23 protein-coding genes and 3 tRNA genes are annotated in these 26,774 nt (G+C 59.6%); 11 read left to right on the top strand and 15 right to left on the bottom strand.

Annotation, left to right across the window (positions count from 1 at the left end):
• Nucleotides 1-74: 74 nt before the first annotated feature.
• The 7 genes from lon to PSCI_RS18090 form a co-directional block, all read right to left on the bottom strand.
• On the bottom strand, nucleotides 75-2,471 hold the full coding sequence (gene lon, locus PSCI_RS18120; protein ID WP_045489739.1) for an endopeptidase La: 2,397 nt from the start codon (nucleotides 2,469-2,471) through the stop codon (nucleotides 75-77).
• A 294-nt stretch (nucleotides 2,472-2,765) separates the two neighbouring features.
• A complete protein-coding gene (gene clpX, locus PSCI_RS18115) occupies nucleotides 2,766-4,049 on the bottom strand; it encodes an ATP-dependent Clp protease ATP-binding subunit ClpX (RefSeq protein WP_045489737.1) in 1,284 nt (427 codons plus the stop codon).
• Between the two features lie 105 nt (nucleotides 4,050-4,154).
• Nucleotides 4,155-4,796 carry an ATP-dependent Clp endopeptidase proteolytic subunit ClpP gene (gene clpP, locus PSCI_RS18110; protein WP_045489734.1) on the bottom strand — a complete coding sequence of 214 codons (642 nt, stop codon included), beginning with the start codon at nucleotides 4,794-4,796 and terminating at the stop codon, nucleotides 4,155-4,157.
• Nucleotides 4,797-4,888: 92 nt separating this feature from the next.
• On the bottom strand, nucleotides 4,889-6,199 hold the full coding sequence (gene tig / locus PSCI_RS18105) for a trigger factor (RefSeq protein WP_045489732.1): 1,311 nt from the start codon (nucleotides 6,197-6,199) through the stop codon (nucleotides 4,889-4,891).
• Nucleotides 6,200-6,567: 368 nt separating this feature from the next.
• Nucleotides 6,568-6,652: transfer RNA gene (locus PSCI_RS18100), tRNA-Leu, on the bottom strand.
• 58 nt (nucleotides 6,653-6,710) lie between these two features.
• A tRNA-His gene (locus PSCI_RS18095) sits at nucleotides 6,711-6,786 on the bottom strand.
• Between the two features lie 35 nt (nucleotides 6,787-6,821).
• Nucleotides 6,822-6,898, bottom strand: a tRNA-Arg gene (locus tag PSCI_RS18090).
• A gap of 299 nt (nucleotides 6,899-7,197) precedes the next feature.
• Between PSCI_RS18090 and folD the strand changes: the two genes are divergently transcribed.
• On the top strand, nucleotides 7,198-8,052 hold the full coding sequence (gene folD / locus PSCI_RS18085) for a bifunctional methylenetetrahydrofolate dehydrogenase/methenyltetrahydrofolate cyclohydrolase FolD (protein ID WP_045489729.1): 855 nt from the start codon (nucleotides 7,198-7,200) through the stop codon (nucleotides 8,050-8,052).
• Nucleotides 8,053-8,130: 78 nt separating this feature from the next.
• Here the strand turns inward: folD and cysS are convergent, their stop codons facing one another.
• Together cysS and PSCI_RS18075 are read right to left on the bottom strand one after the other, a co-directional pair.
• Nucleotides 8,131-9,513: a cysteine--tRNA ligase gene (gene cysS, locus PSCI_RS18080; protein WP_045489728.1), complete on the bottom strand. Its 1,383-nt coding sequence runs from the start codon at nucleotides 9,511-9,513 to the stop codon at nucleotides 8,131-8,133.
• Between the two features lie 54 nt (nucleotides 9,514-9,567).
• Nucleotides 9,568-11,262, bottom strand: coding sequence for a glutamine--tRNA ligase/YqeY domain fusion protein (locus tag PSCI_RS18075; protein WP_045489726.1), 1,695 nt, complete (start codon nucleotides 11,260-11,262; stop codon nucleotides 9,568-9,570).
• Nucleotides 11,263-11,491: 229 nt separating this feature from the next.
• Between PSCI_RS18075 and PSCI_RS18070 the strand changes: the two genes are divergently transcribed.
• Both PSCI_RS18070 and PSCI_RS18065 read left to right on the top strand, forming a co-directional pair.
• Nucleotides 11,492-11,995, top strand: coding sequence for a peptidylprolyl isomerase (locus tag PSCI_RS18070; protein ID WP_045489724.1), 504 nt, complete (start codon nucleotides 11,492-11,494; stop codon nucleotides 11,993-11,995).
• Entirely contained in the window at nucleotides 11,992-12,738 is a 747-nt protein-coding gene (locus tag PSCI_RS18065; RefSeq protein WP_045489723.1) for a UDP-2,3-diacylglucosamine diphosphatase, read from the top strand. The genes PSCI_RS18070 and PSCI_RS18065 overlap by 4 nt, the downstream gene beginning before the upstream one ends.
• A 5-nt stretch (nucleotides 12,739-12,743) precedes the next feature.
• Here the strand turns inward: PSCI_RS18065 and fahA are convergent, their stop codons facing one another.
• From fahA to hppD, 3 genes are read right to left on the bottom strand one after another with little or no spacing between them, the layout of a single operon-like run.
• Nucleotides 12,744-14,030, bottom strand: a complete 1,287-nt coding sequence (gene fahA, locus PSCI_RS18060; protein WP_045489722.1) for a fumarylacetoacetase — start codon at nucleotides 14,028-14,030, stop codon at nucleotides 12,744-12,746.
• Complete coding sequence (gene hmgA, locus PSCI_RS18055; protein ID WP_045489720.1) at nucleotides 14,023-15,300, bottom strand: homogentisate 1,2-dioxygenase; 1,278 nt, start codon at nucleotides 15,298-15,300, stop codon at nucleotides 14,023-14,025. The genes fahA and hmgA overlap by 8 nt, the downstream gene beginning before the upstream one ends.
• Nucleotides 15,301-15,353: 53 nt before the next feature.
• Complete coding sequence (gene hppD / locus PSCI_RS18050) at nucleotides 15,354-16,442, bottom strand: 4-hydroxyphenylpyruvate dioxygenase (RefSeq protein WP_045489718.1); 1,089 nt, start codon at nucleotides 16,440-16,442, stop codon at nucleotides 15,354-15,356.
• A gap of 260 nt (nucleotides 16,443-16,702) precedes the next feature.
• Between hppD and PSCI_RS18045 the strand changes: the two genes are divergently transcribed.
• Nucleotides 16,703-17,110, top strand: a complete 408-nt coding sequence (locus tag PSCI_RS18045; protein WP_045489716.1) for a heme-binding protein — start codon at nucleotides 16,703-16,705, stop codon at nucleotides 17,108-17,110.
• 77 nt (nucleotides 17,111-17,187) lie between these two features.
• The gene (locus PSCI_RS18040) at nucleotides 17,188-18,834 is read left to right on the top strand and encodes a hypothetical protein (protein ID WP_045494526.1); all 1,647 of its coding nucleotides are present in this window, start codon (nucleotides 17,188-17,190) and stop codon (nucleotides 18,832-18,834) included.
• Nucleotides 18,835-18,857: 23 nt separating this feature from the next.
• Here the strand turns inward: PSCI_RS18040 and PSCI_RS18035 are convergent, their stop codons facing one another.
• Nucleotides 18,858-19,877: a LacI family DNA-binding transcriptional regulator gene (locus PSCI_RS18035; RefSeq protein WP_045489714.1), complete on the bottom strand. Its 1,020-nt coding sequence runs from the start codon at nucleotides 19,875-19,877 to the stop codon at nucleotides 18,858-18,860.
• A gap of 264 nt (nucleotides 19,878-20,141) precedes the next feature.
• On the opposite strand from PSCI_RS18035, the gene PSCI_RS18030 reads away from it, so the two are divergent.
• The 6 genes from PSCI_RS18030 to PSCI_RS18005 all read left to right on the top strand — a co-directional run bounded on the left by PSCI_RS18030 (nucleotide 20,142) and on the right by PSCI_RS18005 (nucleotide 24,493).
• Nucleotides 20,142-20,633, top strand: coding sequence for a gluconokinase (locus PSCI_RS18030; protein WP_045489711.1), 492 nt, complete (start codon nucleotides 20,142-20,144; stop codon nucleotides 20,631-20,633).
• Between the two features lie 95 nt (nucleotides 20,634-20,728).
• Nucleotides 20,729-22,081, top strand: a complete 1,353-nt coding sequence (locus tag PSCI_RS18025; RefSeq protein WP_045489708.1) for a GntP family permease — start codon at nucleotides 20,729-20,731, stop codon at nucleotides 22,079-22,081.
• Between the two features lie 546 nt (nucleotides 22,082-22,627).
• Nucleotides 22,628-22,816, top strand: a complete 189-nt coding sequence (gene csrA, locus PSCI_RS18020; protein ID WP_045489705.1) for a carbon storage regulator CsrA — start codon at nucleotides 22,628-22,630, stop codon at nucleotides 22,814-22,816.
• Nucleotides 22,817-23,088: 272 nt separating this feature from the next.
• On the top strand, nucleotides 23,089-23,529 hold the full coding sequence (locus PSCI_RS18015; RefSeq protein ID WP_144403274.1) for a hypothetical protein: 441 nt from the start codon (nucleotides 23,089-23,091) through the stop codon (nucleotides 23,527-23,529).
• Between the two features lie 2 nt (nucleotides 23,530-23,531).
• Nucleotides 23,532-23,942 (top strand): phage holin family protein, encoded by a 411-nt coding sequence (locus PSCI_RS18010; protein WP_045489702.1) that lies wholly within the window; start codon nucleotides 23,532-23,534, stop codon nucleotides 23,940-23,942.
• Nucleotides 23,939-24,493, top strand: coding sequence for a DUF3618 domain-containing protein (locus tag PSCI_RS18005; protein ID WP_052483419.1), 555 nt, complete (start codon nucleotides 23,939-23,941; stop codon nucleotides 24,491-24,493). Before PSCI_RS18010 ends, PSCI_RS18005 begins: the two co-directional genes overlap by 4 nt.
• A gap of 41 nt (nucleotides 24,494-24,534) precedes the next feature.
• Here the strand turns inward: PSCI_RS18005 and PSCI_RS18000 are convergent, their stop codons facing one another.
• A complete protein-coding gene (locus PSCI_RS18000) occupies nucleotides 24,535-24,777 on the bottom strand; it encodes a DUF465 domain-containing protein (protein WP_045489700.1) in 243 nt (80 codons plus the stop codon).
• Nucleotides 24,778-24,881: 104 nt separating this feature from the next.
• Nucleotides 24,882-26,306 carry a pyridine nucleotide-disulfide oxidoreductase gene (locus tag PSCI_RS17995; protein ID WP_045489698.1) on the bottom strand — a complete coding sequence of 475 codons (1,425 nt, stop codon included), beginning with the start codon at nucleotides 26,304-26,306 and terminating at the stop codon, nucleotides 24,882-24,884.
• Nucleotides 26,307-26,774: the final 468 nt, after the last annotated feature.

Here is a 26,774-nt window from a genome sequence, read left to right as displayed (position 1 = left end):
TCTTCAAATACTGGCCTGAAAGAGCCGCTTTATAACAAGCGCTCCAAAAAGCTGTCAAGAAAGCCCACTCAGACTTAATGCGTGCTAATTCTTTCCTTAGAGTCAGACTCGCGCTTTTCGTCCTTCGCCACCCTGTCGGGAGCTACATCCGGCAAGGGCTCAGGGGCGTATTGCAGCGCAATTTGCAGGACTTCGTCAATCCATTTAACGGGCTTGATCTGCAAGTCTTGCTTTATGTTGTCAGGAATTTCCTTCAAATCGCGTACGTTTTCTTCGGGAATGATTACAGTCTTGATCCCGCCACGATGTGCGGCGAGTAACTTTTCCTTCAGACCGCCAATCGCCAGTACCTGACCACGCAGGGTGATCTCACCGGTCATCGCCACATCGGCGCGCACCGGGATCTGGGTCAGGGCCGACACCAGCGCGGTGCACATGCCGATACCGGCGCTCGGGCCATCCTTGGGGGTTGCCCCTTCAGGCATGTGGATGTGCGTATCGTGCTTCTCATGGAAGTCCGACGCAATCCCCAGGCTCTTGGCACGGCTACGTACAACCGTCTGTGCGGCGGTGATCGACTCGACCATTACGTCGCCCAGCGAACCGGTCTTGATCAACTGGCCTTTACCCGGAATCACTGCCGACTCGATGGTCAGCAGTTCGCCGCCCACCTGGGTCCACGCAAGGCCGGTCACCTGACCGATCTGATCCTGCTGCTCGGCCAGTCCGTAGCGGAATTTACGCACGCCCAGATAATGCTCAAGATTGTCCGAGGTGACCTTGATGGCGAATTTACGCTCCTTGGCGTGCTCCTTGACTACCTTGCGGCAGACTTTGGCAATCTGCCGCTCAAGGCCGCGCACGCCCGCTTCACGGGTGTAGTAGCGGATGATGTCGCGAATGGCGCTCTCGTCGAACTCCAGCTCGGCCTTTTTCAGGCCATTGGCCTGGATCTGTTTGGGCGCGAGGTACTTGACGGAGATGTTGATCTTTTCGTCTTCGGTGTAGCCTGGCAAACGGATGACTTCCATACGGTCGAGCAGCGCCGGCGGGATATTCATCGAGTTGGAGGTGCACAGGAACATCACGTCCGAAAGGTCGTAATCAACCTCTAGATAATGATCGTTGAAATTGTGGTTTTGCTCGGGGTCGAGCACTTCGAGCAGCGCCGAAGCCGGATCGCCACGCATGTCACTGCCCATCTTGTCGATCTCATCGAGCAGGAACAGTGGATTGCGGACCCCGACCTTGGTCATCTTTTGTATCAATCTACCCGGCATCGAGCCAATGTAAGTACGACGGTGACCGCGTATTTCTGCTTCATCACGCACGCCACCCAAGGCCATGCGCACGAACTTGCGATTGGTCGCACTGGCAATCGACTCGGCCAGCGATGTCTTGCCGACACCCGGCGGGCCGACCAGACACAGCACCGGACCACGGATCTTTTTCACCCGTTTCTGCACGGCGAGGTACTCAAGGATGCGCTCCTTGACCTCTTCCAGACCGTAGTGATCAGAGTCAAGAATCTCTTCGGCACGGGCCAGGTCCAGACGCACCTTGCTCTGCGCCTTCCAGGGCACCTGTACCAGCCAGTCGATGTACGAACGCACCACGGTCGCTTCAGCGGACATCGGCGACATCTGCTTGAGCTTGTTCAGCTCGGCGGTGGCTTTGGTGAGAGCATCTTTAGGCAGACCAGCAGCGTCGATGCGCTTTTTCAGCTCTTCGATCTCGTTGTGGCCTTCATCACCATCACCCAGTTCTTTCTGAATGGCCTTCATCTGCTCATTCAGATAGTACTCGCGCTGGCTGCGCTCCATTTGTTTCTTGACCCGGCCACGAATGCGCTTCTCGACCTGCAACAGGTCGATTTCAGCATCCAGCAGAGCGAGCACATGCTCGACACGTGCAGACAGGTCGATGATTTCGAGGATTTCCTGCTTCTGCTCGATCTTCAGCGCCATATGCGCCGCCATGGTATCGACCAGGCGACCTGGTTCTTCGATGCTGTTGAGCGAGGACAGGACTTCGGCAGGGACTTTTTTACCCAATTGCACATATTGCTCGAACTGGCCGAGCAAGCTGCGTACAAAGACCTCGGACTCACGGTCCGGCGCGGCAGTTTCATCGATCAGCGCAACTTCGGCGCGGCAATGACCGTCGACTTCCATGAAGCGCTCAACGCTGCCGCGCTGCTCGCCTTCAACCAGCACTTTGACAGTACCATCAGGCAGTTTGAGCAGTTGCAGGACAGTGGCGACAGTACCGACACCATAGAGGGCTTCTTCGCCCGGATCGTCGTCAGCCGGGTTTCTCTGCGCGAGCAGGAGAATCTGCTTGTCACCGGTCATCGCCGCCTCAAGGGCTTCGATAGACTTCTCGCGCCCCACGAACAGCGGGATAACCATATGCGGATAAACCACAACATCACGCAATGGCAAAAGAGGCAATTCGATGGTGGCTTTCATGATTTCGCCTCTACAGCGGCCAATTGGCCGTGGACAGATTGAATGTGCTTGAAACCAAGATGGGGTCTGCGTTGCAAAAATACAAGCCTTAGCGGCCCGATCAGGAAATAGTTACGATTTTATTTCCCGGATCCGGCAGGGCTTGCCCGACCAACGACGAACGCCGCACTGCTGGCGGCGCATAACCCCAAAATGCAGAAGGGGCCACAAGGGCCCCTTCTTGGGTTTTGCACGAAAACTGCCTGCATTCGCCGACGTTTCGTACACCCCCTTGTCAGCACTCACGCACAGGCGTCAGGCATCGGGTGCAGCTTTGGCGGCAGGCTCGCTGTTTTCATAGATCAGCAGCGGCTTGGAGGTGCCTTCGATGACGCTCTCGTCGATCACCACCTTGCTCACGTCGTTTTGCGACGGGATTTCGTACATGGTGTCGAGCAGCACGCCTTCGAGAATCGAGCGCAGGCCACGAGCACCGGTCTTGCGCTCCAGGGCGCGGCGAGCCACGGCCTTGAGTGCATCGGAACGGAACTCCAGGTCAACGCCTTCCATCTCGAACAGCTTGCCGTACTGCTTGGTCAAGGCGTTCTTTGGCTCGGTCAGAATCTGGATCAGCGCCGGCTCATCCAGTTCGTCCAGTGTTGCCAATACCGGCAAACGACCGACGAACTCGGGGATCAGGCCAAACTTGACCAGATCGTCCGGCTCGACTTCACGCAGCGACTCACCGACCTTCTTGCCCTCTTCCTTGCTGCGCACCTCAGCATTGAAGCCGATGCCGCCGCGGGTCGAGCGGTTCTGGATGACTTTCTCCAGACCCGAGAACGCGCCACCGCAGATGAACAGGATATTGCGGGTATCAACCTGCAGGAATTCCTGCTGCGGGTGCTTGCGACCGCCTTGTGGCGGTACGGAAGCCACAGTGCCTTCGATCAGCTTCAGCAGAGCCTGCTGAACACCTTCGCCGGACACGTCGCGAGTGATGGAAGGGTTGTCGGATTTGCGCGAAATCTTGTCGATTTCGTCGATGTAGACAATACCCATCTGGGCCTTCTCTACGTCGTAATCACATTTCTGCAACAGCTTCTGAATAATGTTCTCCACGTCCTCGCCCACATAACCGGCTTCGGTCAGGGTGGTGGCGTCGGCGATGGTGAACGGCACGTTGAGCAGGCGAGCCAGGGTTTCGGCGAGCAGGGTCTTGCCCGAGCCGGTAGGCCCGATCAGCAGGATGTTGCTCTTGCCCAGTTCAACGTCGTCATTTTTTTTGTCGCGTTGGTTCAAGCGCTTGTAGTGGTTGTACACCGCTACTGCGAGAACCTTCTTGGCGCGCTCCTGACCGATGACGTACTGGTCAAGGATGCCGCTGATTTCTTTAGGCGAAGGCAGTTTATGTGCGCTGCTTTCGGCCTGTGCTTCCTGCACCTCCTCACGGATGATGTCATTGCACAGGTCGACGCACTCGTCGCAGATAAAGACCGAGGGGCCGGCAATCAATTTACGCACTTCATGCTGGCTTTTGCCGCAGAAGGAGCAATAGAGCAATTTACCGTTGTCCTCGCCGTTGCGGGTGTCAGTCATTCGATCGATCCAGTCCGATAGGCTTGCAACACAAGATGAAGGCTCTTGCGGGCTTTTTCAAGTCCGCAGGCGGTCAGTTGCAGGACCGCCCACATCCCGGGTTACTCAGGCAGGCATTTCACGCTTGGTGATGACGGAGTCGATCAGGCCGTATTCGGCTGCGCGATCCGCACTCATGAAATTGTCGCGCTCTGTGTCACGTTCAATGGTTTCAAGGCTTTGGCCGGTATGCTCGGCCAACAGGCTGTTCAGGCGGTGACGGATATGCAGAATTTCACGGGCATGGATATCGATATCCGAAGCCTGGCCCTGGAAACCTCCCAGTGGCTGGTGAATCATCATCCGCGAGTTGGGCAGACAATGCCGCTTGCCCTTGGCACCACCTGCGAGCAGGAATGCACCCATGCTGCAGGCTTGGCCGATGCAGATGGTGGACACGTCCGGCTTGATGAACTGCATGGTGTCGTAGATCGACATGCCTGCTGTCACCGAACCGCCAGGTGAGTTGATGTAGAGATGGATATCCTTGTCCGGGTTTTCCGCTTCCAGGAACAGGAGCTGCGCCGCGATCAGGTTGGCCATGTAGTCTTCTACCGGACCCACCATGAAAATCACCCGCTCCTTGAGAAGGCGCGAATAGATGTCGTACGCGCGTTCGCCACGGGCGGACTGCTCGATAACCATCGGGACCAGGCCGCCAGCAGCCTGGATGTCAGAGTTGTGCTGAAAATAAGAATTGCGGGACATGTCCTGCACTCACTCCCAAATAGTCGAGTCTTGAATACGCACAAGCCAGCGCGAAGGCTGGCTTGTGAGTGTTTTCGAACGAAACAACGAAATCAGTCGGCTTGTGGAGCTTCTACCGGCTTGACCGCTTCTTCGTAGGAGACCGATTTGTCGGTCACGCTAGCTTTCTGCAAAACAGTATCTACAACTTGCTCTTCCAGCACAACCGAACGAACTTCGTTCATCTGCTGTTCGTTCTTCAGGTACCAGGCCACGACCTGCTCTGGCTCCTGGTAGGCCGAAGCCATTTCCTGGATCAGCTCGCGAACGCGATCTTCATCAGGCTTGAGATCGAACTGCTTGACCACTTCAGCAACGATCAGACCCAGCTCAACGCGGCGCTTGGCCTGCTCCTGGAACAGCTCGGCCGGCAGTTGGTCAGGCTTGATGTTGCCGCCGAACTGCTGAACAGCCTGAACGCGCAGACGGTTGACTTCGTTTTCCAGCAGCGCTTTTGGCACTTCGATCGGGTTGGCAGCCAGCAGACCGTCCATGACCTGGTTCTTGACCTTGGATTTGATCGCCTGACGCAGTTCACGCTCCATGTTCTTGCGAACTTCGGTGCGGAAGCCGTCCAGACCGGTTTCCTTGATGCCGAACAGCTTGAAGAACTCTTCGTTCAGCTCAGGCAGCTTAGGCTCGGAAACGCTGTTGACGGTCACAGTGAACTCAGCGGCCTTGCCAGCCAACTCAAGGTTCTGATAGTCCTCAGGGAAGGTCACGTTCAGAACGCGCTCTTCACCGGCCTTGGCACCGACCAGGCCGTCTTCGAAGCCAGGAATCATGCGACCGGAGCCCAGTACCAGCTGAGTGCCGGTGGCGGAGCCGCCAGCGAACGCTTCGCCGTCGACCTTGCCAACGAAATCGATGTTGACCTGATCGTCGTTCTGAGCGGCACGGTCAGCCTCTTCAAAACGCACGTTCTGCTTGCGCAGGATGTCCAGCATGTTGTCCAGATCGCCATCAGCCACGTCAGCAGACAGGCGCTCGACAGCGATGGTTTCAAAGCCGGAAACAGTGAATTCAGGGAAAACTTCGAAAGTGGCGACGTATTCCAGATCCTTGCCTTTCTCGAAAGACTTTGGCTCAACAGCAGGCGAGCCAGCCGGGTTCAGCTTCTGCTCAACCACAGCTTCGTAGAAGGTCGCCTGGATCAGCTCACCCAGAGCCTCCTGACGAGCACCCTCTTCAAAACGCTGACGGATCACGCTCATTGGCACTTTGCCTGGGCGGAAGCCCGGGATTTTGGCCCTGCGCGCAGTCTGTTGCAGACGCTTGTTGACTTCGGTCTCGATGCGCTCGGCAGGCACGCCAATGGTCATGCGGCGTTCGAGAGCAGAAGTGTTTTCAACAGAAACTTGCATGGATATTCCTCGTTGCACAGACGTTAGCCGGCGTTTCCGACCCTAGAATCAAGGGCATGCATTCTAGTGGGTCGAACTCAAGAAGTCACCCTACTGAAAAAGGGCAGTTTTAAGAGGATGTTATCGAATCGCCGATGAAAGGACTGATGCAACTGGCCGCTTCCCCGGCAACCCGTCTACCCCGCCCTGCCCCCATGAGGAGCTACCGGACCGGGCAGCACCGATTCCATCCGGATACTGCGTTTCACCAGACCGACGGCATCAGTCCGGGAAACCAAAAACCAGTTTGCCAAAACAGAAAAAGCCGCTCTAGAGCGGCTTTTTCATTTAACAGGATAAAGACATGTAGCCAATACCTGCTTGTTTCATGGTGCGGAAGAAGAGACTCGAACTCTTACACCTTGCGGCGCTGGAACCTAAATCCAGTGCGTCTACCAATTTCGCCACTTCCGCGCAACCAGCTTTTAAAGCAAAGGCGCCAGACTTTTAAATCCGGCGCCTCTCTCGAATATGGGGTGGACGATGGGGATCGAACCCACGACAACAGGAGTCACAATCCTGTGCTCTACCAACTGAGCTACGCCCACCATATTGCATTTACTTGTGCCAAAGCTGCCTTGAATGGCGCACCCGGCAGGACTCGAACCTGCGACCATCCGCTTAGAAGGCGGATGCTCTATCCAGCTGAGCTACGGGCACTTATATAATCTGCATCTTTAACGATTACAAATTACAGGCTTTAGATCATCTCGAACCGGGCGTTAACCTTGTTCAATCTGACTAGCATTATCCAGTACCGAGGTCTTCGGCGCTGGGCTCTGCCCGGCAAGTGGTGCGAATCTTATAGACGACCCCGAAGGTCGTCAACACTTTTTTTAAAAAAAATTCAGGCAGATAAAGGAGTTAGCTTATTAGGCGCAGCGAGCGCCTTTGCCCTGAAGCCATGTCATGAGAGAATACGCACTCTTTTTAATCCTTCTCGATGGTTAATCACCCGCATGACTGCAAAACTAATCGACGGCAAAGCGATCGCCGCGAACCTGCGCCAGCAGATCGCCCAACGTGTCGCCGAACGCCGCCAGCAAGGCCTGCGCACCCCGGGCCTCGCGGTGATCCTGGTCGGCAGCGATCCCGCCTCCCAGGTCTATGTCTCGCACAAACGCAAGGATTGTGAAGAAGTAGGCTTCCTGTCCCAGGCCTATGACCTGCCGGCCAGCACGTCCCAGGCAGACCTGACCGCACTGATCGACCGCCTTAATGAAGACGCCCAGGTTGACGGCATTCTGCTGCAACTGCCGCTGCCGGCGCATCTGGATGCCTCCTTGCTGCTGGAGCGCATTCGTCCGGACAAGGACGTCGACGGGTTCCATCCCTATAACATCGGTCGCCTCGCTCAGCGCATCCCGCTGCTGCGCCCCTGCACCCCCAAGGGCATCATGACCCTGCTGGAGAGCACCGGCGCCGATCTGTACGGTATGGATGCGGTGGTTGTCGGCGCCTCGAACATCGTCGGCCGGCCGATGGCCATGGAACTGCTGCTGGGCGGCTGCACCGTAACCGTGACTCACCGCTTCACCCAGGACCTGGCCGCTCATGTAGGCCGTGCCGACCTGGTGGTCGTCGCCGCCGGCAAGCCTGGCCTGGTGAAAGGTGAGTGGATCAAGCCCGGCGCGATCGTGATTGACGTCGGTATCAACCGGCAGGCCGACGGCCGACTGGTCGGCGACGTGGTCTACGAGACCGCCCTGCCCCGCGCCGGCTGGATCACGCCAGTACCGGGCGGCGTTGGCCCGATGACTCGCGCCTGCCTGCTGGAAAACACCCTGTACGCAGCAGAAACCTTGCACAACTGATTTCTGGCTGGCATACACCCACAAAAAACGGCACCCGAGGTGCCGTTTTTTGTTTACCCAGCAACGTCAGGGTGCCCGTCAGTCAGCCAGACGCCAGGTCGTGCCGCCCTTGCCATCTTCCAGAATCACGCCCATGGCGGTGATCTGGTCGCGGATACGGTCGGATTCAGCCCAGTCCTTGTTGGCCCGAGCCTCCAGACGCGCCTGGATCAAGGCCTCTACCTCAGCGGCATCCACCTTGCCTTCGGCACCGGCACGCAGGAACTCGTCAGCTTCGAGTTGCAGCACGCCCAGCACGCTGGCCAGTTGCTTGAGCCGCGCCGCAAGGCCAGCGGCGGTGGCTGGATCGCTGTCACGCAGGCGGTTGATCTCACGAACCATCTCGAACAGCACCGCGCAGGCTTCCGGCGTGCCGAAATCGTCATCCATGGCCGCCTTGAAGCGCTCGACAAACGCCTCACCACCTGCCGGTTCAACCGCCGGCAGGCCTTTGAGGGCATGATAGAAACGCTCCAGCGCGCCCTTGGACTCACGCAGGCTGTCTTCGGAGTAGTTGATCGCGCTGCGGTAATGACTCGACACCAACAGGTAGCGCACCACTTCCGGGTGATATTTGTCCAGCACATCACGAATGGTGAAGAAGTTGTTCAACGACTTGGACATCTTCTCGCCATTGATACGGATCATCCCGCAATGCAGCCAGGCATTGGCATAGGTCTGGCCGGTGGCCGCCTCGCTCTGGGCGATCTCGTTCTCGTGGTGCGGAAATTCCAGGTCGCTGCCGCCACCGTGAATATCAAAGGTGTCACCCAGGCAGCAGGTGGACATCACCGAACACTCGATATGCCAGCCCGGACGCCCGGCGCCCCACGGCGAGTCCCAACTGGGCTCGCCCGGTTTGGCGCCTTTCCACAGAACGAAGTCCAGCGGATCCTGCTTGGATTCGTCGACCTCGATCCGCGCACCGATGCGCAGGTCTTCGATTTTCTTGCGCGACAGCTTGCCATACCCCTGGAACTTGCCGACCCGGTAGTAAACGTCACCGTTGCCCGGTGCGTAGGCGTAGCCCTTGTCGATCAGGGTCTGGATCATGGCATGCATGCCCGGAATATGATCGGTGGCACGCGGCTCCATGTCCGGCTTGAGGATGTTCAGCCGCGCCTCGTCCTCATGCATGGCGGCGATCATGCGCTCGGTCAGCGCGTCGAACGACTCGCCGTTTTCCCTGGCCCTGTTGATGATCTTGTCGTCGATATCAGTGATGTTGCGCACATAGGTCAGGTCATAACCACTGAAACGCAACCAGCGGGTCACCAGATCAAAGGCAACCATGCTGCGCCCATGGCCCAGATGACAGTAGTCGTACACGGTCATGCCGCAGACATACATACGTACCTGATTGCCATTGAGTGGCTTGAAGACTTCTTTGCTCTTGGTGAGCGTGTTGTAGATGGAAAGCACGTTGTTCCTACCCTTGTTGTTCCTGAAAGCCTGCGGGCCGAAGCCCGAACGCTTTTAGCTCCAGGAGTCCCGCAAAGTAACGGTACGATTGAATACCGGCCGGCCAGGTTTCGAGTCCTTGATGTCAGCGCAGAAGTAACCTTCGCGCTCGAACTGGAAACGGTCCTCAGGCTGCGCTTGCGCCAGCGAAGGCTCGGCCCGACAACCGGTCAGCACTTGCAGGGAGTCAGGGTTGATGTTGTCCAGGAAGCTCGCGCCCTCCTCGGCTTTTTCAGGCGACGGCGAGCGGAACAGGCGATCATACAGACGCACTTCACATTCAACGCTCTCGGCGGCCGGCACCCAGTGGATCACGCCCTTGACCTTGCGGCCCTCAGGGTTCTTGCCCAGCGTGTCGGGATCAAACGAGCAACGCAGCTCGACGATATTGCCGTCGGCATCCTTGATTGCTTCGTCGGCACGAATCACATAGCTGCCACGCAGACGCACTTCGCCATTAGGCTCCAGACGCTTATAGCCCTTTGGCGGTTCTTCCATGTAGTCGTCGCGGTCGATGTACAGCTCGCGGGAGAACGGCAGCTCGCGCACGCCAAGGTCTTCTTTAGGGTGGCGCGGCAGTTCCAGCTTCTCGACCTGACCTTCTGGGTAATTGGTAATCACCACCTTGAGCGGACGCAGCACGCACATGGCCCGCGGTGCATTGCGGTCCAGGTCATCGCGAATGCTGAATTCGAGCATGGCAAAGTCGACCACGCCGTCAGAGCGGTTGGTGCCGATCATTTCGCAGAAGTTGCGGATCGACGCCGGGGTATAGCCACGCCGGCGGAAACCCGACAAGGTCGACATGCGCGGATCGTCCCAGCCATTGACGTGCTGCTCGTCGACCAGTTGCTTGAGCTTGCGCTTGCTGGTCACCGTGTAGCTCAGGTTCAGACGCGAGAATTCGTACTGGCGCGGCTTGCACGGCACCGACAGGTTGTCGAGGAACCAGTCGTAAAGCGGCCGATGGCTTTCGAACTCCAGAGTGCAGATCGAGTGGGTGATGCCTTCGATCGCATCGGACTGACCGTGGGTGAAGTCGTAGATCGGGTAGATGCACCACTTGTCACCGGTCTGGTGGTGATGGGCATGCCGAATGCGGTACAGGATCGGGTCGCGCAGGTTCATGTTCGGCGAAGCCATGTCGATTTTGGCGCGCAGTACACGGGCGCCGTCTTCGAACTCACCGGCTTTCATGCGGGCGAACAGGTCGAGGTTTTCCTCGACGCTGCGCTCACGGAACGGGCTGTTCTTGCCAGGCTCAGTCAGGGTGCCACGGTACTCGCGAGCCTGCTCGGGGGTCAGGTCGTCGACATAGGCCTTGCCGGCCTTGATCAGCTCTACCGCCCAGTCATGCAACTGGTCGAAATACTGCGAGGCGTAACGCACCTCGCCCGCCCAGTCGAAGCCCAGCCATTTGACATCGCTCATGATGGCGTCGATGTATTCCTGGTCTTCCTTGGCCGGGTTGGTGTCGTCGAAGCGCAGGTGGGTGCTGCCACCGAACTCGTTGGCCAGACCAAAGTTCACACAGATGGACTTGGCGTGGCCGATGTGCAGGTAGCCGTTGGGCTCTGGCGGAAAGCGCGTCACGATCTGGCTGTGCTTGCCCGAATCCAGGTCGGCCTGCAGGATCGGGCGCAGGAAATTGGTTGGGACGACAGGGGCTGCCTTGGTATTGGCTGCGGATTCGGGAGTGGGCTTGCTCATAGGATCCTTGAACTTCTAGCGCGCGACCAGGATGGGCCGGCAAATCAAAGCGCCTATCATAGCCGATGCTGTCAAGTCCCTGACAACAGACTGTGCGAAAACTGCCGGTTGCCACCCAAGGTTGCCCTGGCAAATGCAGAAAAAAGCCCTGAAAGATGTATCGCGCACGGTAAACTGCGCGTCAGGGTGTTTTTGCACCTATCAATGAATGCCAAGAGAGCGAGTTTTTATGTCCAAGGTAAAGCTGACCACCAACCACGGTGACATCGTGCTGCAACTCAACGCTGAAAAGGCGCCGCTGACCGTCGCCAACTTCATCGAGTACGTCAACGCCGGCCATTACAGCAACCTGATCTTCCACCGCGTGATCGGCAATTTCATGATCCAGGGTGGTGGCTTCGAGCCGGGCATGAAAGAAAAGAAAGACAAGCGCCCAAGCATCCAGAACGAAGCCAACAACGGCCTGCCGAACAAGAAGTACAGCATCGCCATGGCCCGCACCATGGACCCGCATTCGGCGTCGGCACAGTTTTTCATCAACGTCGCGGACAACAGCTTCCTGAACCACACCGCACCGACCACCCAGGGTTGGGGCTATGCCGTGTTCGGTGAAGTGACCGAAGGCCAGGACGTGGTCGACAAGATCAAAGCCGTCGCCACCACCAGCAAGGCCGGTCACCAGGATGTGCCTGTAGAAGACGTGATCATTGAAAAAGCAGAGATCATTGAGTGATTCTGCTGATCTCCGATCTGCATCTTGAAGAGGAGCGTCCGGACATCAGCCGGGCGTTTCTGGATCTGCTGGCCGGGCCTGCCCGCCAGGCCCAGGCGCTGTATATCCTCGGGGATTTCTTCGAAGTCTGGATCGGCGACGATGCCATGTCGCCGTTCCAGCTTTCGATCTGCCAGGCATTGCGTGCACTCAGCGACAGCGGCACGCGAGTATTTCTGATGCACGGCAACCGGGACTTCATGGTGGGCCGCAAATTCTGCAAGGCCGCCGGCTGCACCCTGCTGCGCGAACCCAGTCTGGTGGTCATGAACGACGAGCCAGTGCTGCTGATGCACGGCGACAGCCTGTGCACCCGGGACGTGGGCTACCAGAAGATGCGCCGGTTGTTACGCAACCCGCTGAGCCGGTTCATCCTGCGCAACCTGCCACTGGCCACCCGCCACAAACTGGCGCGCAAGCTGCGCAACCAGAGCCAGGCCAAAACCCGCATGAAAGCCAATGACATCGTCGACGTCACCCCTGACGAAGTCCCACGCATCATGCAGGCGTTCGGCGTGCGCACCCTGATCCATGGCCACACTCACCGTCCTGCCATTCATAAGTTGCAGATCGGCGAGCACACCGCACAGCGCATCGTGCTGGGCGACTGGGATCGCCAGGGCTGGATGCTGCAGGTCGACGAACAGGGCTTTACCCTCAAGACCCTGCCGCTCGTTGCTGAACCCACCTTGCTGCTGAACTGAGCCGCTCAGTCCAGCACCCGGCCGCGACACTCGCCAAAGCCGATTGACACCTGCCCCTCGGCACGGCAACGGGCACGCAGAATCACCTCATCGCCGCATTCAAGAAAGCTGCGCTGCTCGCCATTGTCCAGCACCAGCGGCTGGCGGCCACCGCCGGTGATTTCCAGCAGGCTGCCATACTGCCCCGGCTGCGGCCCCGATAACGTCCCCGTGCCGAACAGGTCGCCAGGCTGCAGCTTACAACCGTTGACGCTGTGATGGGCAACCATCTGTGCCGCGCTCCAGTACATGAACAACGTGTTGCTCACTGCCAGTGACTGCGGCGGCTGACCCGCGCTGCGCATGCGCTCGGTGAGCAGTAGCACCTGCAGTTCGATATCCAATGCCCCGTTTTGTTGATCGGCGCTGTCGAACAGGTAAGGCAATGGCTGCGGATCACCGGCCGGGCGTGTTGGCTGGGCGCAGCGGAACGGCGCCAGCGCCTCGGGGCTGACCACCCAGGGCGACAGGCTGGTGGCGAAGCTCTTGGACAGAAACGGTCCCAGCGGCTGGTATTCCCAGGCCTGAATATCGCGCGCCGACCAGTCGTTGAGCAGACAGAAACCGGCAATGTGGGCCGGCGCGGCCGCAATGCCAATGGATTGCCCCTGAGCGTTGCCCGGACCGATCCAGATGCCCGCTTCCAGCTCGAAGTCCAGGCGCTGCGACGGCGCGAGAGTCGGCGGCTGCGATGGATCCGGGCGAATCTGTCCCTGCGGCCTGTGCACCGGGGTGCCGGACACACACAGGGTCGAAGCCCGACCGTGGTAGGCAATGGGCAAGTACTTGTAGTTGGCCAGCAGCGGCTGGTCGGGACGAAACAGCTTGCCCACATTGTGCGCGTGATGAATACCGACGTAAAAATCGGTGTAATCGCCTACCCGTGCAGGTAAATGCATCTGGCACTCATCGCTGCGCAACAGCAATGGCTCAAGCGCCTCTCGCTGCTGACTGGAGACATCAAGCAAGGCCAGTAACGCGGCGCGCAAGGCCTGGCGTGCGGTGCTGCCCAGGGCAAAGTAGTCATTGAGGCAATCCGTACTGGCGGCCTCGGCGGCCTGCCTGGCCAGGCCCTGAAACACACCTGCCTGCAGCGCTCCCTGCAGATCCAGAATGCGCTCACCGATCGCCACACCACCACGCTTGCGCCCATCATCATGACTGAAGATGCCCAACGGCAGATTCTGCAAAGGGAAATCCGCATGTCCGTTGGCCGATGCCAGCCAACTGCGGCGCTGACGTTCATCACTCATCGTCAGAGCTCCTGAACAATCGGCGCATGCCATCCCAGCAATGATCGTAGTCACGCTGCAACTGTGCGCAATCGAGCGCATGGCGGGTCGGGCGCAATACCTGGCCGGTCTCGAACATGAACGCCAGGGTGCCTGCGATCTTATGCGGTGCAAGCTCTGCAGCCATGGCGGCCTGCGCTGTGGCGTTGTCCGGCCCGTGGGCACTCATGCAGTTGTGCAGCGACGCCCCGCCAGGCAGGAAACCTGCGGCCTTGGCATCGTAGACACCCTCGATCAAGCCCATGAACTCGTTCATCAGGTTGCGGTGGAACCACGGTGGGCGAAAGGTGTTTTGCGCCACCATCCAGCGCGGCGGAAAAATTACCAGGTCCACATTGGCCTGACCAGCCACTGCACCGGGCGAGGTCAATACGGTAAAGATCGATGGGTCCGGGTGGTCGAAGCTCACCGTCCCCAGGGTATTGAAGTGGCGCAGGTCATAAAGGTACGGCACGTTATTGCCATGCCACCCCACCACATCGAACGGCGAGTGACTCAGCGTAGTACCCCACAGTTCGCCAAGGAACTTCTGCACCAGCTCAACCGGCTCCTGGCTGTCCTGAAACGCGGCACAAGGCGCAAGGAAGTCCCTGGCATTGGCCAAGCCATTGCTGCCGATCGGCCCCAGATCGGGCAGACGCAGCAGGCTGCCGTGATTTTCGCAGACATAGCCCCTGACTTCGCGGTCGAGCAGCTCGACACTGAACCTCAGACCGCGAGGCAGTACCACGATTTGCTGCGGCGCCACCTCCAGCACCCCAAGCTCTGTGACGATACGCAATCGGCCTAGTTGCGGCACGATCAACAACTCACCGTCGGCATTGAAAAATACCCGTTTCATTGACCGGTTGGCGGCATACACATAGATGCTCACGCCGTCGGCCTGCTCAGCGGCGGCGGTGCGTGCCAGACCGATGAGTCCATCGAGAAAATCCGTGTCCTGGGCAGGCACCAAAAACGGGTTCCAGCGCATGCGGTTGGGGTTCAGCGGCCCCGGCTGCATGCCGCATAACTGCTGCGCCAAGCGCTGGAAAGGCGGATGCGCTGCCGACGGCATGATCCGGTACAACCAGGTACGTCGTGACTCACTGCGCGGCACTGTGAATGCAGTGCCGGACAGTTGCTCTGTGTACAACCCAAAGGGGTGCCGCTGTGGCGAGTTCTGCCCCACCGGCACGGCACCGGGGATTGCCTCGCTGGTGAAATGATTACCGAAGCCTGACTGATACATGCGGGTTTCCTTAGCCTGAGGCAAGTCAATGGCGGGCAAGCGCGCATGCGTTATCAGCCATCAGCCGGTGCCTGGGTCAGCACGCCACGGCGGATCTGATCACGTTCGATGGACTCGAACAGCGCCTTGAAATTGCCCTCACCGAAGCCCTCATCCCCCTTGCGCTGGATAAACTCGAAAAACACCGGCCCTAACAGCGTCCCGGAAAATATCTGCAGCAGCAGGCGCCGCTGGCCGCCCTCATTGCTGCCGTCGAGCAAAATGCCCCGTGCCTTGAGCTCGGCGACAGGCTCACCATGGTCCGGCAAGCGCTCCGGGAGCATCTCGTAATAGGTCTCGGGGGGCGCGGTCATGAATGGCAGCCCCAGCGCCTTGAGAGCATCGCAGGTGGCAATCAGGTCGTCCGTGCAGAACGCCACGTGCTGGATACCCTCGCCGTTGAACTGCATGAGGAACTCTTCGATCTGCCCTGCGCCTCTGGACGACTCCTCGTTGAGCGGAATACGGATCAGCCCGTCCGGCGCGGTCATCGCACGGGAGGTCAGGCCGGTGTATTCACCCTTGATGTCGAAGTAACGAATCTCACGAAAGTTGAACAGTTTCTCGTAGAACCCGGCCCAGTAGGCCATACGTCCGCGATAAACGTTGTGAGTCAGGTGATCGATGAATTTCAGGCCAGCGCCCGGCGGGTGACGATCGACGCCCTCGATGAAATTGAAATCGATATCGTAGATGGACGTACCTTCGCCGAAACGGTCGATCAGGTACAACGGCGCACCACCGATGCCCTTGATCGCCGGTAGCCGCAGCTCCATCGGCCCGACCGGAATCTCCAGCGGCTGCGCACCGAGTTCCAGTGCACGCTGGTAGGCCAGATGCGAGTCCTTGACCCGAAAGGCCATGCCGCAGACCGAGGGGCCATGCTCGGCCGCAAAATAAGACGCCAGGCTGTGCGGCTCGTTATTGAGGATCAGGTTGATATCACCCTGACGATACAGGGCCACCGCCTTGGAGCGGTGCACGGCCACCCTGGTAAAGCCGAGCATCTGCAGCACCGGCTCAAGCACACCCGCCACCGGCGCGGCCAGCTCGATGAACTCAAACCCCATCAACCCCATCGGGTTGTCGTATAGATCAGCCATGGTATGGCTCCTTGCAGGAAACTGAAAATGGCGGCAATCGCGATCAGTTCACGCAGGCGGCGCGCAGGGAATGCCACGCACACTGCGCGCAAGAAAATCCCCGATGAGTAACTGCAAGGCTGAGGTGTTCATGCATTGAGCCTAGCCCGGCTTGTCAGCCCATGCATGAAAAATCTGTCGTCAGCCGCTATCCTGCCAGACCCGAGGGGCGCTTGCTGAGCGTTGCCGGGACGCCTCCCCCCATCCGCCAAGGACCTCGCATGAAAATAAAAGCCGTTCTGACCCAGGCTGAAGTCAGCCAGATTCTCGCCGCCGCCCGTCAGGAAGCCCTGCACAACGAATGGGCCGTGTCGATTGCCATTGTCGATGACGGCGGCCACCTGCTGGCCTTCGAGCGCCTGGACAATGCCAGCCCGAGCAGCAGCTACATCAGCACCGAGAAAGCCCGCACCTCGGCGCTGGGCCGGCGCGAATCCAAAAGCTATGAAGAGGTGGTCAACGGTGGCCGTACGGCGTTTCTCAGCGCGCCACTGCTGACCTCCCTGGAAGGCGGCGTACCTGTCATCGTCGATGGCCAGGTGATCGGCGCTGTCGGCGTCTCCGGGGTTCGTTCCGATCAGGATGCGCAAATCGCCAAAGCCGGGATTGCCGCCCTCAACGCCGATTGACCTGAAGCGCACCGCAGCCGGGCCGTGGCGGAACCGCCTTCAGGATTGCAGTTCACTGACAATCTCAAGGAACCGCCATGACGGACTACCTTCGCTGTAATCGTCTGAGAGTCACCGCCGCGCTGCACCAGTTCATCGAACAACAGGTGCTGCCCGGCACACTGATCGACCGCGAGACGTTCTGGGAAGGCCTGGACGACCTGCTCCAGGACCTGGCCCCGCTGCACCGCGACCTGCTGGCCGAGCGCGAGCGCGTGCAACTGGCGCTCAGCGAATGGCACAAGGCCCATTGCCCCCCTGAGCCGGGCGCCTGGCGCAGTTTTCTGGAGCAACTGGGCTACCCGCAAGCCTGCTCCCAACCGGTGCGGATCAGTACCGCCAGTGTCGACATGGAAATCAGCGATCAGTCCGGTCCTCAGTTGCTGGCCGCCGGTCACGATGCGCAAGCGGTCGTGAATGCGGCCAGTGCCCGGTGGGGTTCGCTATACGACGCACTGTATTACAGCGATGCGGTTGCCCAGCAGCAAGGTTATGAACTCGACGCTCAGTACAATCCGCAACGCGGCGCCAAAGTGGTGGTGCAAGTGCGCGAGTGGTTTGATCAGGTCATTCCCCTGAGCAGTGGCAGCCACGTCAATGCCCGGCACTATCGGGTGCGTCATGGTCAGTTGAGCGTCACCCTGGCCAATGGCGAGGAAACCGGCCTGCAACGCCCGGAGCAGTTTCTCGGCCATCAAGGCCAGGCGTTGCAACCCAATGCCTTGCTGTTCGGCCATCACCGGCTGCATGTAGATGTCCGTATCGATCCGCAAAGCCGCGCCGGTGGCTGTGATGTGGCCGGGATCAGCGACGTGCTGCTTGAAGCAGCACTGACCGCCTGGATCGACATCAGCACACCGCTGCGCACCCGCGAGCTGGACGGCTACGCAAACTGGCTGAGCCTGATGAAAGGCCAGGCGCTGCAGCCAGACCAGACCTGGCAAGGCGCGGCTGGCGGTGAATTGAAACTGCCCGGCCGCGCCTTGTCGCTGTTGCATATCAACGGCCTGGCCAGACACAACCCGGCACTGCTCGATGCCCACGGCCAGCCAGTTGCACAGCTGATTCTCGACGCGGTACTGGGTAGCCTGATTGCCCTGCATGACCTGCAGCGGCGTGGCAACTCGCGCAGCGGCAGCATCTATCTCAGCGTGCCCGGCCTTGAGGGCGTGCAGGAAGTGGCATTCGTCGACCTGCTGTTCGGGCGGATCGAAACCCTGCTCGGGCTGGCAGCGCAAACGCTCAAGCTGGGCCTGACCGACGAACACTGGCGCACCAGCCTCAATCTGGAAGCCTGTATCCATGCCGCTGCGGCCCGCACTGCCCTGCTGCACAGCGGCGCGGTTGATTGGCGAAACGCCCTCGCGACCACACCCTGGCAGCGCCTGGCCGAGCGACGCACCGTGCCGGTAGCCCTGGCCTGCGGCCTGCGTGGCCGGGCACAGATCAGCAAAGGGCTATGGAGCCAGCCAGAACACATGGCGGCGCTGCTCGAAGCAGGTATTGAGCCGCTGCAGCAGGGCGCCAGCGGCATGCTGGTGTGCACGCCCATCGCTGCCACGCTGCATGCCCTGCACCATCATCAGGTCGACGTGGCTGAGGTGCAGCGGGCTATTGAGCAGGACAACCTGCAGCAGCACTGTGCGAGCCTGCTGGATGAGTGCTGCAGTCAGCCGATAGCGTGACTGATGGCGTCAGCCAGGGGCGCTCAGGAACTCTCGCGCACCACCAGCTCGAAGCCCAGATCCAGCTGTTGCGACTCAGGCAACTGATCGTCGAGCAACGCCAGCAGCATCTGCGCCGCATGCTGGCCTACTGCGGCGCGCGGCGTGCGGATCGAGGTCAGACGCGGAACCATGTGGGCAGAGCCTGGCAGGTCGTTGAAACCTACCAGCGCCACCTGCTCGGGAATCTTGATACCCAGGCGCAGGGCCTCCAGCGCCGCGCCCTGGGCCAGGTCGTCATTGCAGAAGAACACCCCATCGACATCCGGGTGCTCTACCAGCAGCCTGGCGAACAGCTCGCAGCCCAGGCCGATGGATGAAGGTAACGGCGACATTACATGCAGTTGCGGGTCGTCCATGCCCGCCTCGACCAGCACCTGACGAAACCCGGCGCCGCGCTGCAATACACGAGGGTCAAGCTGCGCGGCAATGTAGGCCAGCCGTTTGCGGCCGCGACCAAGCAAGTGTTTGGCCGCACCGGCCCCGGCCTGATGTTGGGAAAAGCCGACGCAATGGGTCTGCTCGGTGATATCCAGCTCCATCATGTGCACGCACGGGATCTCGCTGTCGGCCAGTAACTGACGGACCGACGGGGTGTGATCCAGCCCGGTCAACAGCAAACCACGCGGCCGGTTGATCAGGTGGTTACGCAGCAATGTCTCTTCTTCTTTGGGGTCGTAATGGTAGTTGCCGATCACCACTTCCAGACCACGCGGGCGCAGCACATTCTGAATCGCCTCCAGAGGTTCGATGAACAACTGGTTGGACAGCGACGGCACCAGCACCACCACCGTCGGGCTGCTGGATGACGCCAGGGCACGAGCTGCCGGGTTGGCCACATAACCCAGGCGCTGGGCAGCGGCGCGGACCTTCTCGACCAGCTCGGGAGCCACCGTCGCCACGCCACGCAAGGCCCTGGATGCGGTAATGGGAGAGACGCCAGCCAGTTTCGCTACTTCATTGAGCGTCGGCCGGCCGGTGGAGCGGGAACCAATACGTGCCATGTGTTGCCAACTGAATAGAAGGGGTTGCCAGAGGAATGAGACGGCACTAAGGTAGCGCTGTCCCATCATCCGTGGCAATGCCTGAACTGCCCGCGGAGCACCCGAGCATGGTGACTGAGCACTCCAGAATAATGACAAGAGCTGAAACAGCGCAGCAGCCGGTAGGCCTATCGAGCAAAGACAGCGCTGTCTCAGAGCGACTAGGCTAAAAGCAAGGTGGCTAACGTGACAACAGCAACAACCAAGATTTCTGCCCTCGTGGTGATGGGCGTTTCCGGCTGCGGCAAGAGTGAGGTCGGTCAGTGCATCGCCCTGCACACCAGCGGTCAACTGATCGAAGGCGACGCCTTCCACCCCCAAGCCAACATCGACAAGATGAGCGCCGGCATTCCCCTTGATGACGAAGACCGCGCCGGCTGGCTGACCCGCCTGGGCCAGGAGCTGGCTGAGGCCGTGGCACGCGGCGAGCGACCGATTCTTGCCTGCTCGGCGCTCAAGCGCAGCTACCGCGACTGCCTGCGCCAGGCAGTACCCGGGCTAGGCTTCGTGTTCCTGCAATTGTCGAAGGAAACTGCGCGGCAACGCTGCGCCCATCGCCGCGGGCATTTCATGCCGGCCAGCCTGGTCGACAGCCAGTTCAACACCCTTGAAGTCCCTCACGATGAGCCACGCACCCTGATCGTCGACGCCACGCAAAGCATCGAGCAGTTGGGCCGCCAGGCCGCCGACTGGTGGGACGCTTCACGTGGGGAATAAAACCATACCCGCTAAAGATAGCGCTGTCTTAGAAGAACTCCGCCCTCGGCGGCCGCTCCATACAACAATGAAAAAATGACAACTGGAGAACACCCATGTTCGGAATGACCCACGAGACCTATCTGTTGGTCGACGCCCTGGTCACCATCGTCGGCCTGATTCTGCTGATCACACAGTTTAAGGTTCACCCGTTCATCGCGTTGACCGTGGCTGCCGGTTTTCTCGGCCTGACCTCGGGCATGCCGGTGGAAAAAGTAATGAAGGCATTCCAGGACGGCTTCGGTGGCGTACTGGGCTTTGTCGGTATCATCCTTGGCCTGGGCACCATGCTCGGCAAGCTGATGGCCGACTCCGGCGGTGCCGATCAGATAGCCCAGACACTGATCCGCACCTTCGGTAAACAGAAGGTCCACTGGGCGATGATGTTCTCCGCCTTTCTGGTGGGCATCCCGCTGTTCTTTGAAATCGGCTTCGTGTTGCTGATTCCGCTGGTCTATATCGTGGCCCGGCGCACCGGCATCTCGATTATCCGCATCGGCATCCCGTTGCTGGCCGGCCTGTCGGCGGTCCATGGCCTGGTTCCGCCGCACCCGGGTCCGTTGCTGGCCATCGGCATTTTCGGCGCCGACATCGGCAAAACCATTTTCTACGGCCTGCTGATTGCCCTGCCTACCGCCGTTATTGCCGGCCCGATCTACGGCATGTGGATCTCGCGATACATCCCCGGCAGCCCATCGGCAGAACTGATGGCGCAAATCGGCAAGGAGTCCAGCGCGCAGAACCTGCCAGGTTTCGGCATCACTCTGGTAACCATCCTGCTGCCAGTGCTCCTGATGCTGCTCAAGACCTTTGCCGACGTGGTGCTGCCGGAGACCAACATCTTCCGTATCTGGATGGACTTCATCGGCCATCCGATCAGCGCCCTGCTCGCCGCCCTGCTGCTGGCGTTCTACACCTTTGGTGCGGCGCGCGGTTTTGACCGCAGCCAAATCATGAAAATGCTCGATCAGAGCCTGACACCGGTCGCGGCCATCGTGCTTATCGTCGGTGCCGGCGGCGGCTTCAAGCAGATGCTGGTGGCCAGCGGCGTGGGTGATGTAATCGGTCACATGGCCGTGCAGGCGCAGCTCAACCCGATTCTGCTGGCCTGGCTGGTCGCGGCGGTGATCCGCATTGCCACCGGTTCCGCCACCGTGGCAACCATTACCGGCGCGGGCATCGTGGCGCCGGTGGTCGGGCTGATCCCGGGCGTCAACCGCGAACTGCTGGTGCTGGCCACCGGCGCCGGCTCGCTGATTCTCTCCCACGTCAACGACGCCGGTTTCTGGCTGGTCAAGCAGTACTTCAATATGACCGTCAGCGAAACATTCAAGACCTGGACCGTGATGGAAACCATTCTTTCGGTGGTCGGCCTTATCTTTATCCTGCTACTTGCTACTGTGGTATGACCCTTCCGGGTTCGCCGTAGGAAAACGGCGAACACTGCCTGCGACATTTCAACGCATTGTCTAGTACCCCCTCAGCCTGTATAGGCTGAGGGTGCTTCTTGTGCACCCAAAAAAAGCGCTGCTGTGCTTTTACGAATCAATGTCCTACAGCCTCTTTCCTACTTTCCATTTGAAATATCAGAATCTTCAGGCAAATTTTCAGGAGAACGCCTACGCTACAACTCGGTAAAGGACTACAAATCAGGATTAGCCATCCTGCAAGGCAACTAATGCGTGGTCTACGGGTCAATCAGGATCCAATCTGGTCTTTTTCAATCTTTTGCCAGTAAATACGGGCATTTGCAGGACAAAACGGGCAGAATTGGCAGGCTCGTCACCGCGCTGATGCAAATCAAGGTGACAAGAAAATGAACCGAGGGAATTAAATTCACCGCTGCAACGTCATATTGATGGACGCATTTGGATGCACTCGGCAACAATCACCACGCAAAGGCACATGCCAGCCTCTTGAGAGAGGCGTCAAAAGAGGCCATCAAGGAAAAGATTATGTTGATACTGACCCGCAAAGTAGGCGAAAGCATAAACATCGGTGACGACATCACCGTCACCATTCTTGGTGTTCAAGGGCTGCAAGTGCGCCTGGGCATCAACGCCCCCAAGAATGTCTCCGTGCATCGCGAAGAAATCTACAAGCGCATCCAGGCAGAACTGGCGCCGAACCAGAACTCCCAATAATTATTGCTGCCACCCTCGATTCGAACGGCTTTTTCACGACGCAAGAAGCTGTGCACGGCGCCCCAGGGACACCCTTGGCGGTGCCGTTTTCGTTTGTGGCCGGTGTTTAACGCAGCATGGCCGAGCGCAGGCCGTTTTCGTCAAAAACCCGTAAATGCCCACTGGTCATCCAGCTGGAACATGCCATGAGCAGCGTCAGTCCATCACACATGCCTGCCCCGAAGTGAGCAGTGAGCCGGGCATTTTATCCGTCAACTCAACGGTGAATGACCATGGCAACTCCCTACGAAAACCTGGCGGGCGGTGCTGCTCGCACATCTGACTCGCCCCTGCACGATCCTCTCGATACCCTGCAAGACGACAGCTTGCGCAACTCTCAAGGCACCGACAGCCACACCCAAAGCCTGGCGCACTATGTCGAAGAGCTGGCGCAAGGCATCAGTCAGCTGGCCGATAACCTGCGTCATCAAAATGCCGATGAAGCACTGCAACAGGCTGGCAGCATGGCCCGTGAAAACCCGGCGCTGTTCCTGCTTGGCAGCTTGGCGCTGGGCTTCGGCCTGTCGCGAGTCCTCAAGGACCAGAGCCCGGATGAGCAGCCGCCCTTCGACCCGCTGCCAACCGGTGCGACCGACAACACGCTGTTCCCCCATGACCCGCTTGAGCCGAACGGCCAGCTTCGCGATGGCGGCGAAGGTCCGCAAGGAGCATGACGATGACTGACACCCCACAAGCACCCGGTCCTGACAACGACACCTCGATCCTTGGCCTGGTCGGCCAGTTGGTGCATGAAGTGCCGGTACTGATAAGCAAGGAAATCGCACTGGCCAAGGCCGAGTTCCGTGAATCGTTAAATACGGCCCAGGCCGGCGGTAAGGAGATTGCCGGCGGCATCATGCTGATGCTCGCAGGCCTGGTGATCCTGCTGCTGGGCGTGGTCCAGATCCTGGCCTGGTGGCTCGCGTCCTGGCTGGCAGCGCTACTGGTCGGGATCGCGGCAATGGCCGGCGGCATGATGATGCTCAAGGGCGGCAACCGTCAGCTCAAACTGACCAGCCTGACCCCGGAGCGCACGGTCGAGGCGTTTAACAAAGACAAAGATGTTATCCAGAGGAAAGCATCATGAGCACAAACAACAGCACCGGCAGCCCTGAGCAGCTCCAGCGCGAAGTCGATGAACAACGCTCCAGCATCGATCAGATTGTCGAAGCGCTGGAAAAAAAAATGTCACCCGGCCAGTGGATTGATCAGACCATCGCCTACGCCCGGGAAAACGGCGGCGAGCTTGCCGGCAATCTGGGTCAGAACATCAAGCAAAATCCCCTGCCCGCGGTCTTGCTGTCGGTCAGCATCGCCTGGCTGATGCTCGGCCAGCGCAGTACCGCAGACCGTTCGTCAGCCAGCACGGTGGGTAACGGTGTGGACAGCCTGAAAGACAAACTCCAGGCCGGCGCTTCGAACCTCAAAGACAAGGCCAGCCAGTTGGGTGACCTGAATCTGCGTCAGCAGGGGCAGCGGTTGCAATCGGGGATGACTGACTTGATGCACCAGCAACCCCTGGCCCTGGCCGGTGTCGCAATCGCTCTGGGCGCCGCGATTGGCCAAAACCTGCCGCCCGGCGAGCGGCAATGGGCGCGCCAGCTTCCTGCCTCACCGGCGCGCGGCGCGGCACTCTGAACCGCCTCGCGGCCCTGCTCGCCAGGCAGGGCCGCCGGCTCTCAGCCATGCAGTTCAAGGCGCTGGACGATCCGGTCCTTGATCAGCAGTCGATGCTCCTTGAGTTTTTTCAGTTGGTCATCGCCAATCCCGCCGGCGATGCCCTTCTCGGCATCCACGACCTGCAGGTCGGCATGCCGGTAGTCGTCGAGGAGCTGCTGTAAGCGCTCATCGGCCTTGCCACGTGCCAGCACCGCTTCTTTATCCAGATTCAGGTCCGCGAATAAATCATGTTTGACTGGCATGAACAGGCCTCCTCGGTAGAAAACTGAAAGCCTAATAGTAGCCAATCGCTGGAAAAAGCCTGCACAACCCGATCAGGTCCGCACCTGAAACAGCCAGCAGCCTCTCAGACTTTCCCGGACAGCCCCGGTAATAGCAGGTGCATGCGCTCATCGAGGGTCTGCACCAACGACGGTCGTGCTGGCTCCGGCTTGCGGGCCAGGCGCTGCACACGTGCCAGCACCGCTTCGAGCACGGCGCTGCTGGCGGTGTGGTGGAACTGCCAGACACCGTAGATACGCCCTTCAAACGCCTGCTCGCTGCCCAGTTGCGGGTCTGGCGCCAGACCGGCACCGATGCCGAACAGATAGATGCCGTCCAGCCGTCGTCCGTCCTGATCCTGTGGGCAGCCTTGAGCGTTGGCATCCAGCCCGCCATTGGCCTGACGCAATTGAATCGAGGTGTCGTCGGCATGATACAGCTGCGGCAATACCGGCTGATAACCGGTGCACTGGATCACCGCACCAGACTCGCCCAGTGCCTGAGCCGCCAGCTCCAGATCAGCCGGTGCACCACCTTGCAACTGGGCACGCCGGACGGTCACCCCGGTTTTGCCGACCCGGCCGTTGTGCAGCACCTCACGACCGATTTGCTGGGCCCGGTAACGTAACCCGCCGGAGCGATTGATACGCCCCGAGACCGGGCAGACATCACGTTGCGCATCGAAGTCATAACCTTGCGCGTGGGCCTGTTCGGCGCATTCATAGAACAACCGCACAGGGTTGCGGTGAATCAGGGTCAGTTCCTGCAGGCCGGCGAACTCCAGCGCATCGGCAAGGTTTTCCAGAACCGAGAACGCACTGTGCGAACCGCCGATCACACTGATGCGTCGCCCGGCAGCCAGCACCGGCACCAACCGCTCGCGAATCTGCACCGCGTTCATGCGCAACAGCACATCTGACCCCAGCACGTCGGCTGCCGCAGGCAGGCTCAAGCCATGCGCAGCCAGGCCCGCACACAGATGCTGCGGCGTTTGCCGGCCGCCCAGATTGAGCACCAGTGCACGGCAGCGGATACGCCGTTCAAAACCGGCGGTTTCAACCAGCAGGTGGACCTCGCCAGGCTGCCAGGTGACGGCGGTAATAGCGGTGCTGTGCCATATCCTGACCCCGAAATGCTTGACGATATGCTCAAGCACCAGCCGGTGGGCCTCGGCCATCAGTTCGCCGACCTCAGCCAACGGCGGCGCGCTGTCAGCCTGACGGCGGATCCGCCAATAGGCCGGCGAGTATTCCAGTGGCTCGAAAATGCTCGCCAGGCGGGGATCGCGCAGGCAATCAATGAAAACATCGCCGACCGAATTGGCGGTAATCCGGTACTGCCCCAGGCTGCCGACACCGGGGCGGTCACTGGCGTCGACGACAATCAGACCGTCGCGACACAACTGTGGCAGCACTCCGGTCTTCAACGCATTGAATAAAAAGCCCATGCCCGCCAACCCGGCGCCGCCCACGACGCAGGCACACTCAGTGTCTAAATGATCTTCGAACATAATGGCTTCCTTGTCTGACCTGTTACAAGTTGTCTGCATACAGGTCGGTGGAGAAATTAAAGACAGACGCCATCCCGCCACAACGGCCTGACCGGACCGGGAGATAGTTGCGGACTTTCCGATATGAAACTCGATTCAAACAAAACCGCCGGCCACGCTACCGCCGACCTGTTGAATGCAGGGCAATAAAACGCCGAGAGGGAGAGAAGCAAGCCGCCGCCAGTTAAATGGCGAGCTGGGCGAATAATTTCAAACAACGTAAAAAGAGTCAAATAAACCGCAGCGGATGCAAGATTGAATCAGGCAGGATCCAGTGATTGACTGGCTGGAGAAAATCGTAAGATCGGGTCCATTGGGCGCTGTTCAGGACCAGACCACGAAAAAAGGTCGATAAGTAGTATTTACTAATCACCCGGCAAGCACGGCGCAGAGAACCGACGCCGTAAACCTGACGGTCGACGCACACAG

The sequence above is a fragment of the Pseudomonas sp. StFLB209 genome, from assembly GCF_000829415.1.
GTDB lineage: Bacteria > Pseudomonadota > Gammaproteobacteria > Pseudomonadales > Pseudomonadaceae > Aquipseudomonas.
Note: the sequence above shows the minus strand (reverse complement) of the source record. Positions and strands in the feature narration are given on the sequence as shown.

Excerpts from the sequence above, each read along its gene's own strand:
- PSCI_RS18030 (WP_045489711.1), top strand. The coding sequence starts at position 20,142 with ATGGGCGTTTCCGGCTGCGGCAAGAGTGAGGTCGGTCAGTGCATCGCC.
- folD (WP_045489729.1), top strand. The coding sequence starts at position 7,198 with ATGACTGCAAAACTAATCGACGGCAAAGCGATCGCCGCGAACCTGCGC.
- PSCI_RS18040 (WP_045494526.1), top strand. The coding sequence starts at position 17,188 with ATGACGGACTACCTTCGCTGTAATCGTCTGAGAGTCACCGCCGCGCTG.
- clpP (WP_045489734.1), bottom strand. The coding sequence starts at position 4,796 with ATGTCCCGCAATTCTTATTTTCAGCACAACTCTGACATCCAGGCTGCT.
- hppD (WP_045489718.1), bottom strand. The coding sequence starts at position 16,442 with ATGGCTGATCTATACGACAACCCGATGGGGTTGATGGGGTTTGAGTTC.
- clpX (WP_045489737.1), bottom strand. The coding sequence starts at position 4,049 with ATGACTGACACCCGCAACGGCGAGGACAACGGTAAATTGCTCTATTGC.
- PSCI_RS18035 (WP_045489714.1), bottom strand. The coding sequence starts at position 19,877 with ATGGCACGTATTGGTTCCCGCTCCACCGGCCGGCCGACGCTCAATGAA.
- PSCI_RS18005 (WP_052483419.1), top strand. The coding sequence starts at position 23,939 with ATGAGCACAAACAACAGCACCGGCAGCCCTGAGCAGCTCCAGCGCGAA.
- csrA (WP_045489705.1), top strand. The coding sequence starts at position 22,628 with ATGTTGATACTGACCCGCAAAGTAGGCGAAAGCATAAACATCGGTGAC.
- PSCI_RS18015 (WP_144403274.1), top strand. The coding sequence starts at position 23,089 with ATGGCAACTCCCTACGAAAACCTGGCGGGCGGTGCTGCTCGCACATCT.
- hmgA (WP_045489720.1), bottom strand. The coding sequence starts at position 15,300 with ATGTATCAGTCAGGCTTCGGTAATCATTTCACCAGCGAGGCAATCCCC.
- PSCI_RS18075 (WP_045489726.1), bottom strand. The coding sequence starts at position 11,262 with ATGAGCAAGCCCACTCCCGAATCCGCAGCCAATACCAAGGCAGCCCCT.
- tig (WP_045489732.1), bottom strand. The coding sequence starts at position 6,199 with ATGCAAGTTTCTGTTGAAAACACTTCTGCTCTCGAACGCCGCATGACC.
- PSCI_RS18045 (WP_045489716.1), top strand. The coding sequence starts at position 16,703 with ATGAAAATAAAAGCCGTTCTGACCCAGGCTGAAGTCAGCCAGATTCTC.
- fahA (WP_045489722.1), bottom strand. The coding sequence starts at position 14,030 with ATGAGTGATGAACGTCAGCGCCGCAGTTGGCTGGCATCGGCCAACGGA.
- PSCI_RS18000 (WP_045489700.1), bottom strand. The coding sequence starts at position 24,777 with ATGCCAGTCAAACATGATTTATTCGCGGACCTGAATCTGGATAAAGAA.
- PSCI_RS17995 (WP_045489698.1), bottom strand. The coding sequence starts at position 26,306 with ATGTTCGAAGATCATTTAGACACTGAGTGTGCCTGCGTCGTGGGCGGC.
- PSCI_RS18010 (WP_045489702.1), top strand. The coding sequence starts at position 23,532 with ATGACTGACACCCCACAAGCACCCGGTCCTGACAACGACACCTCGATC.
- PSCI_RS18070 (WP_045489724.1), top strand. The coding sequence starts at position 11,492 with ATGTCCAAGGTAAAGCTGACCACCAACCACGGTGACATCGTGCTGCAA.
- PSCI_RS18025 (WP_045489708.1), top strand. The coding sequence starts at position 20,729 with ATGTTCGGAATGACCCACGAGACCTATCTGTTGGTCGACGCCCTGGTC.
- lon (WP_045489739.1), bottom strand. The coding sequence starts at position 2,471 with ATGAAAGCCACCATCGAATTGCCTCTTTTGCCATTGCGTGATGTTGTG.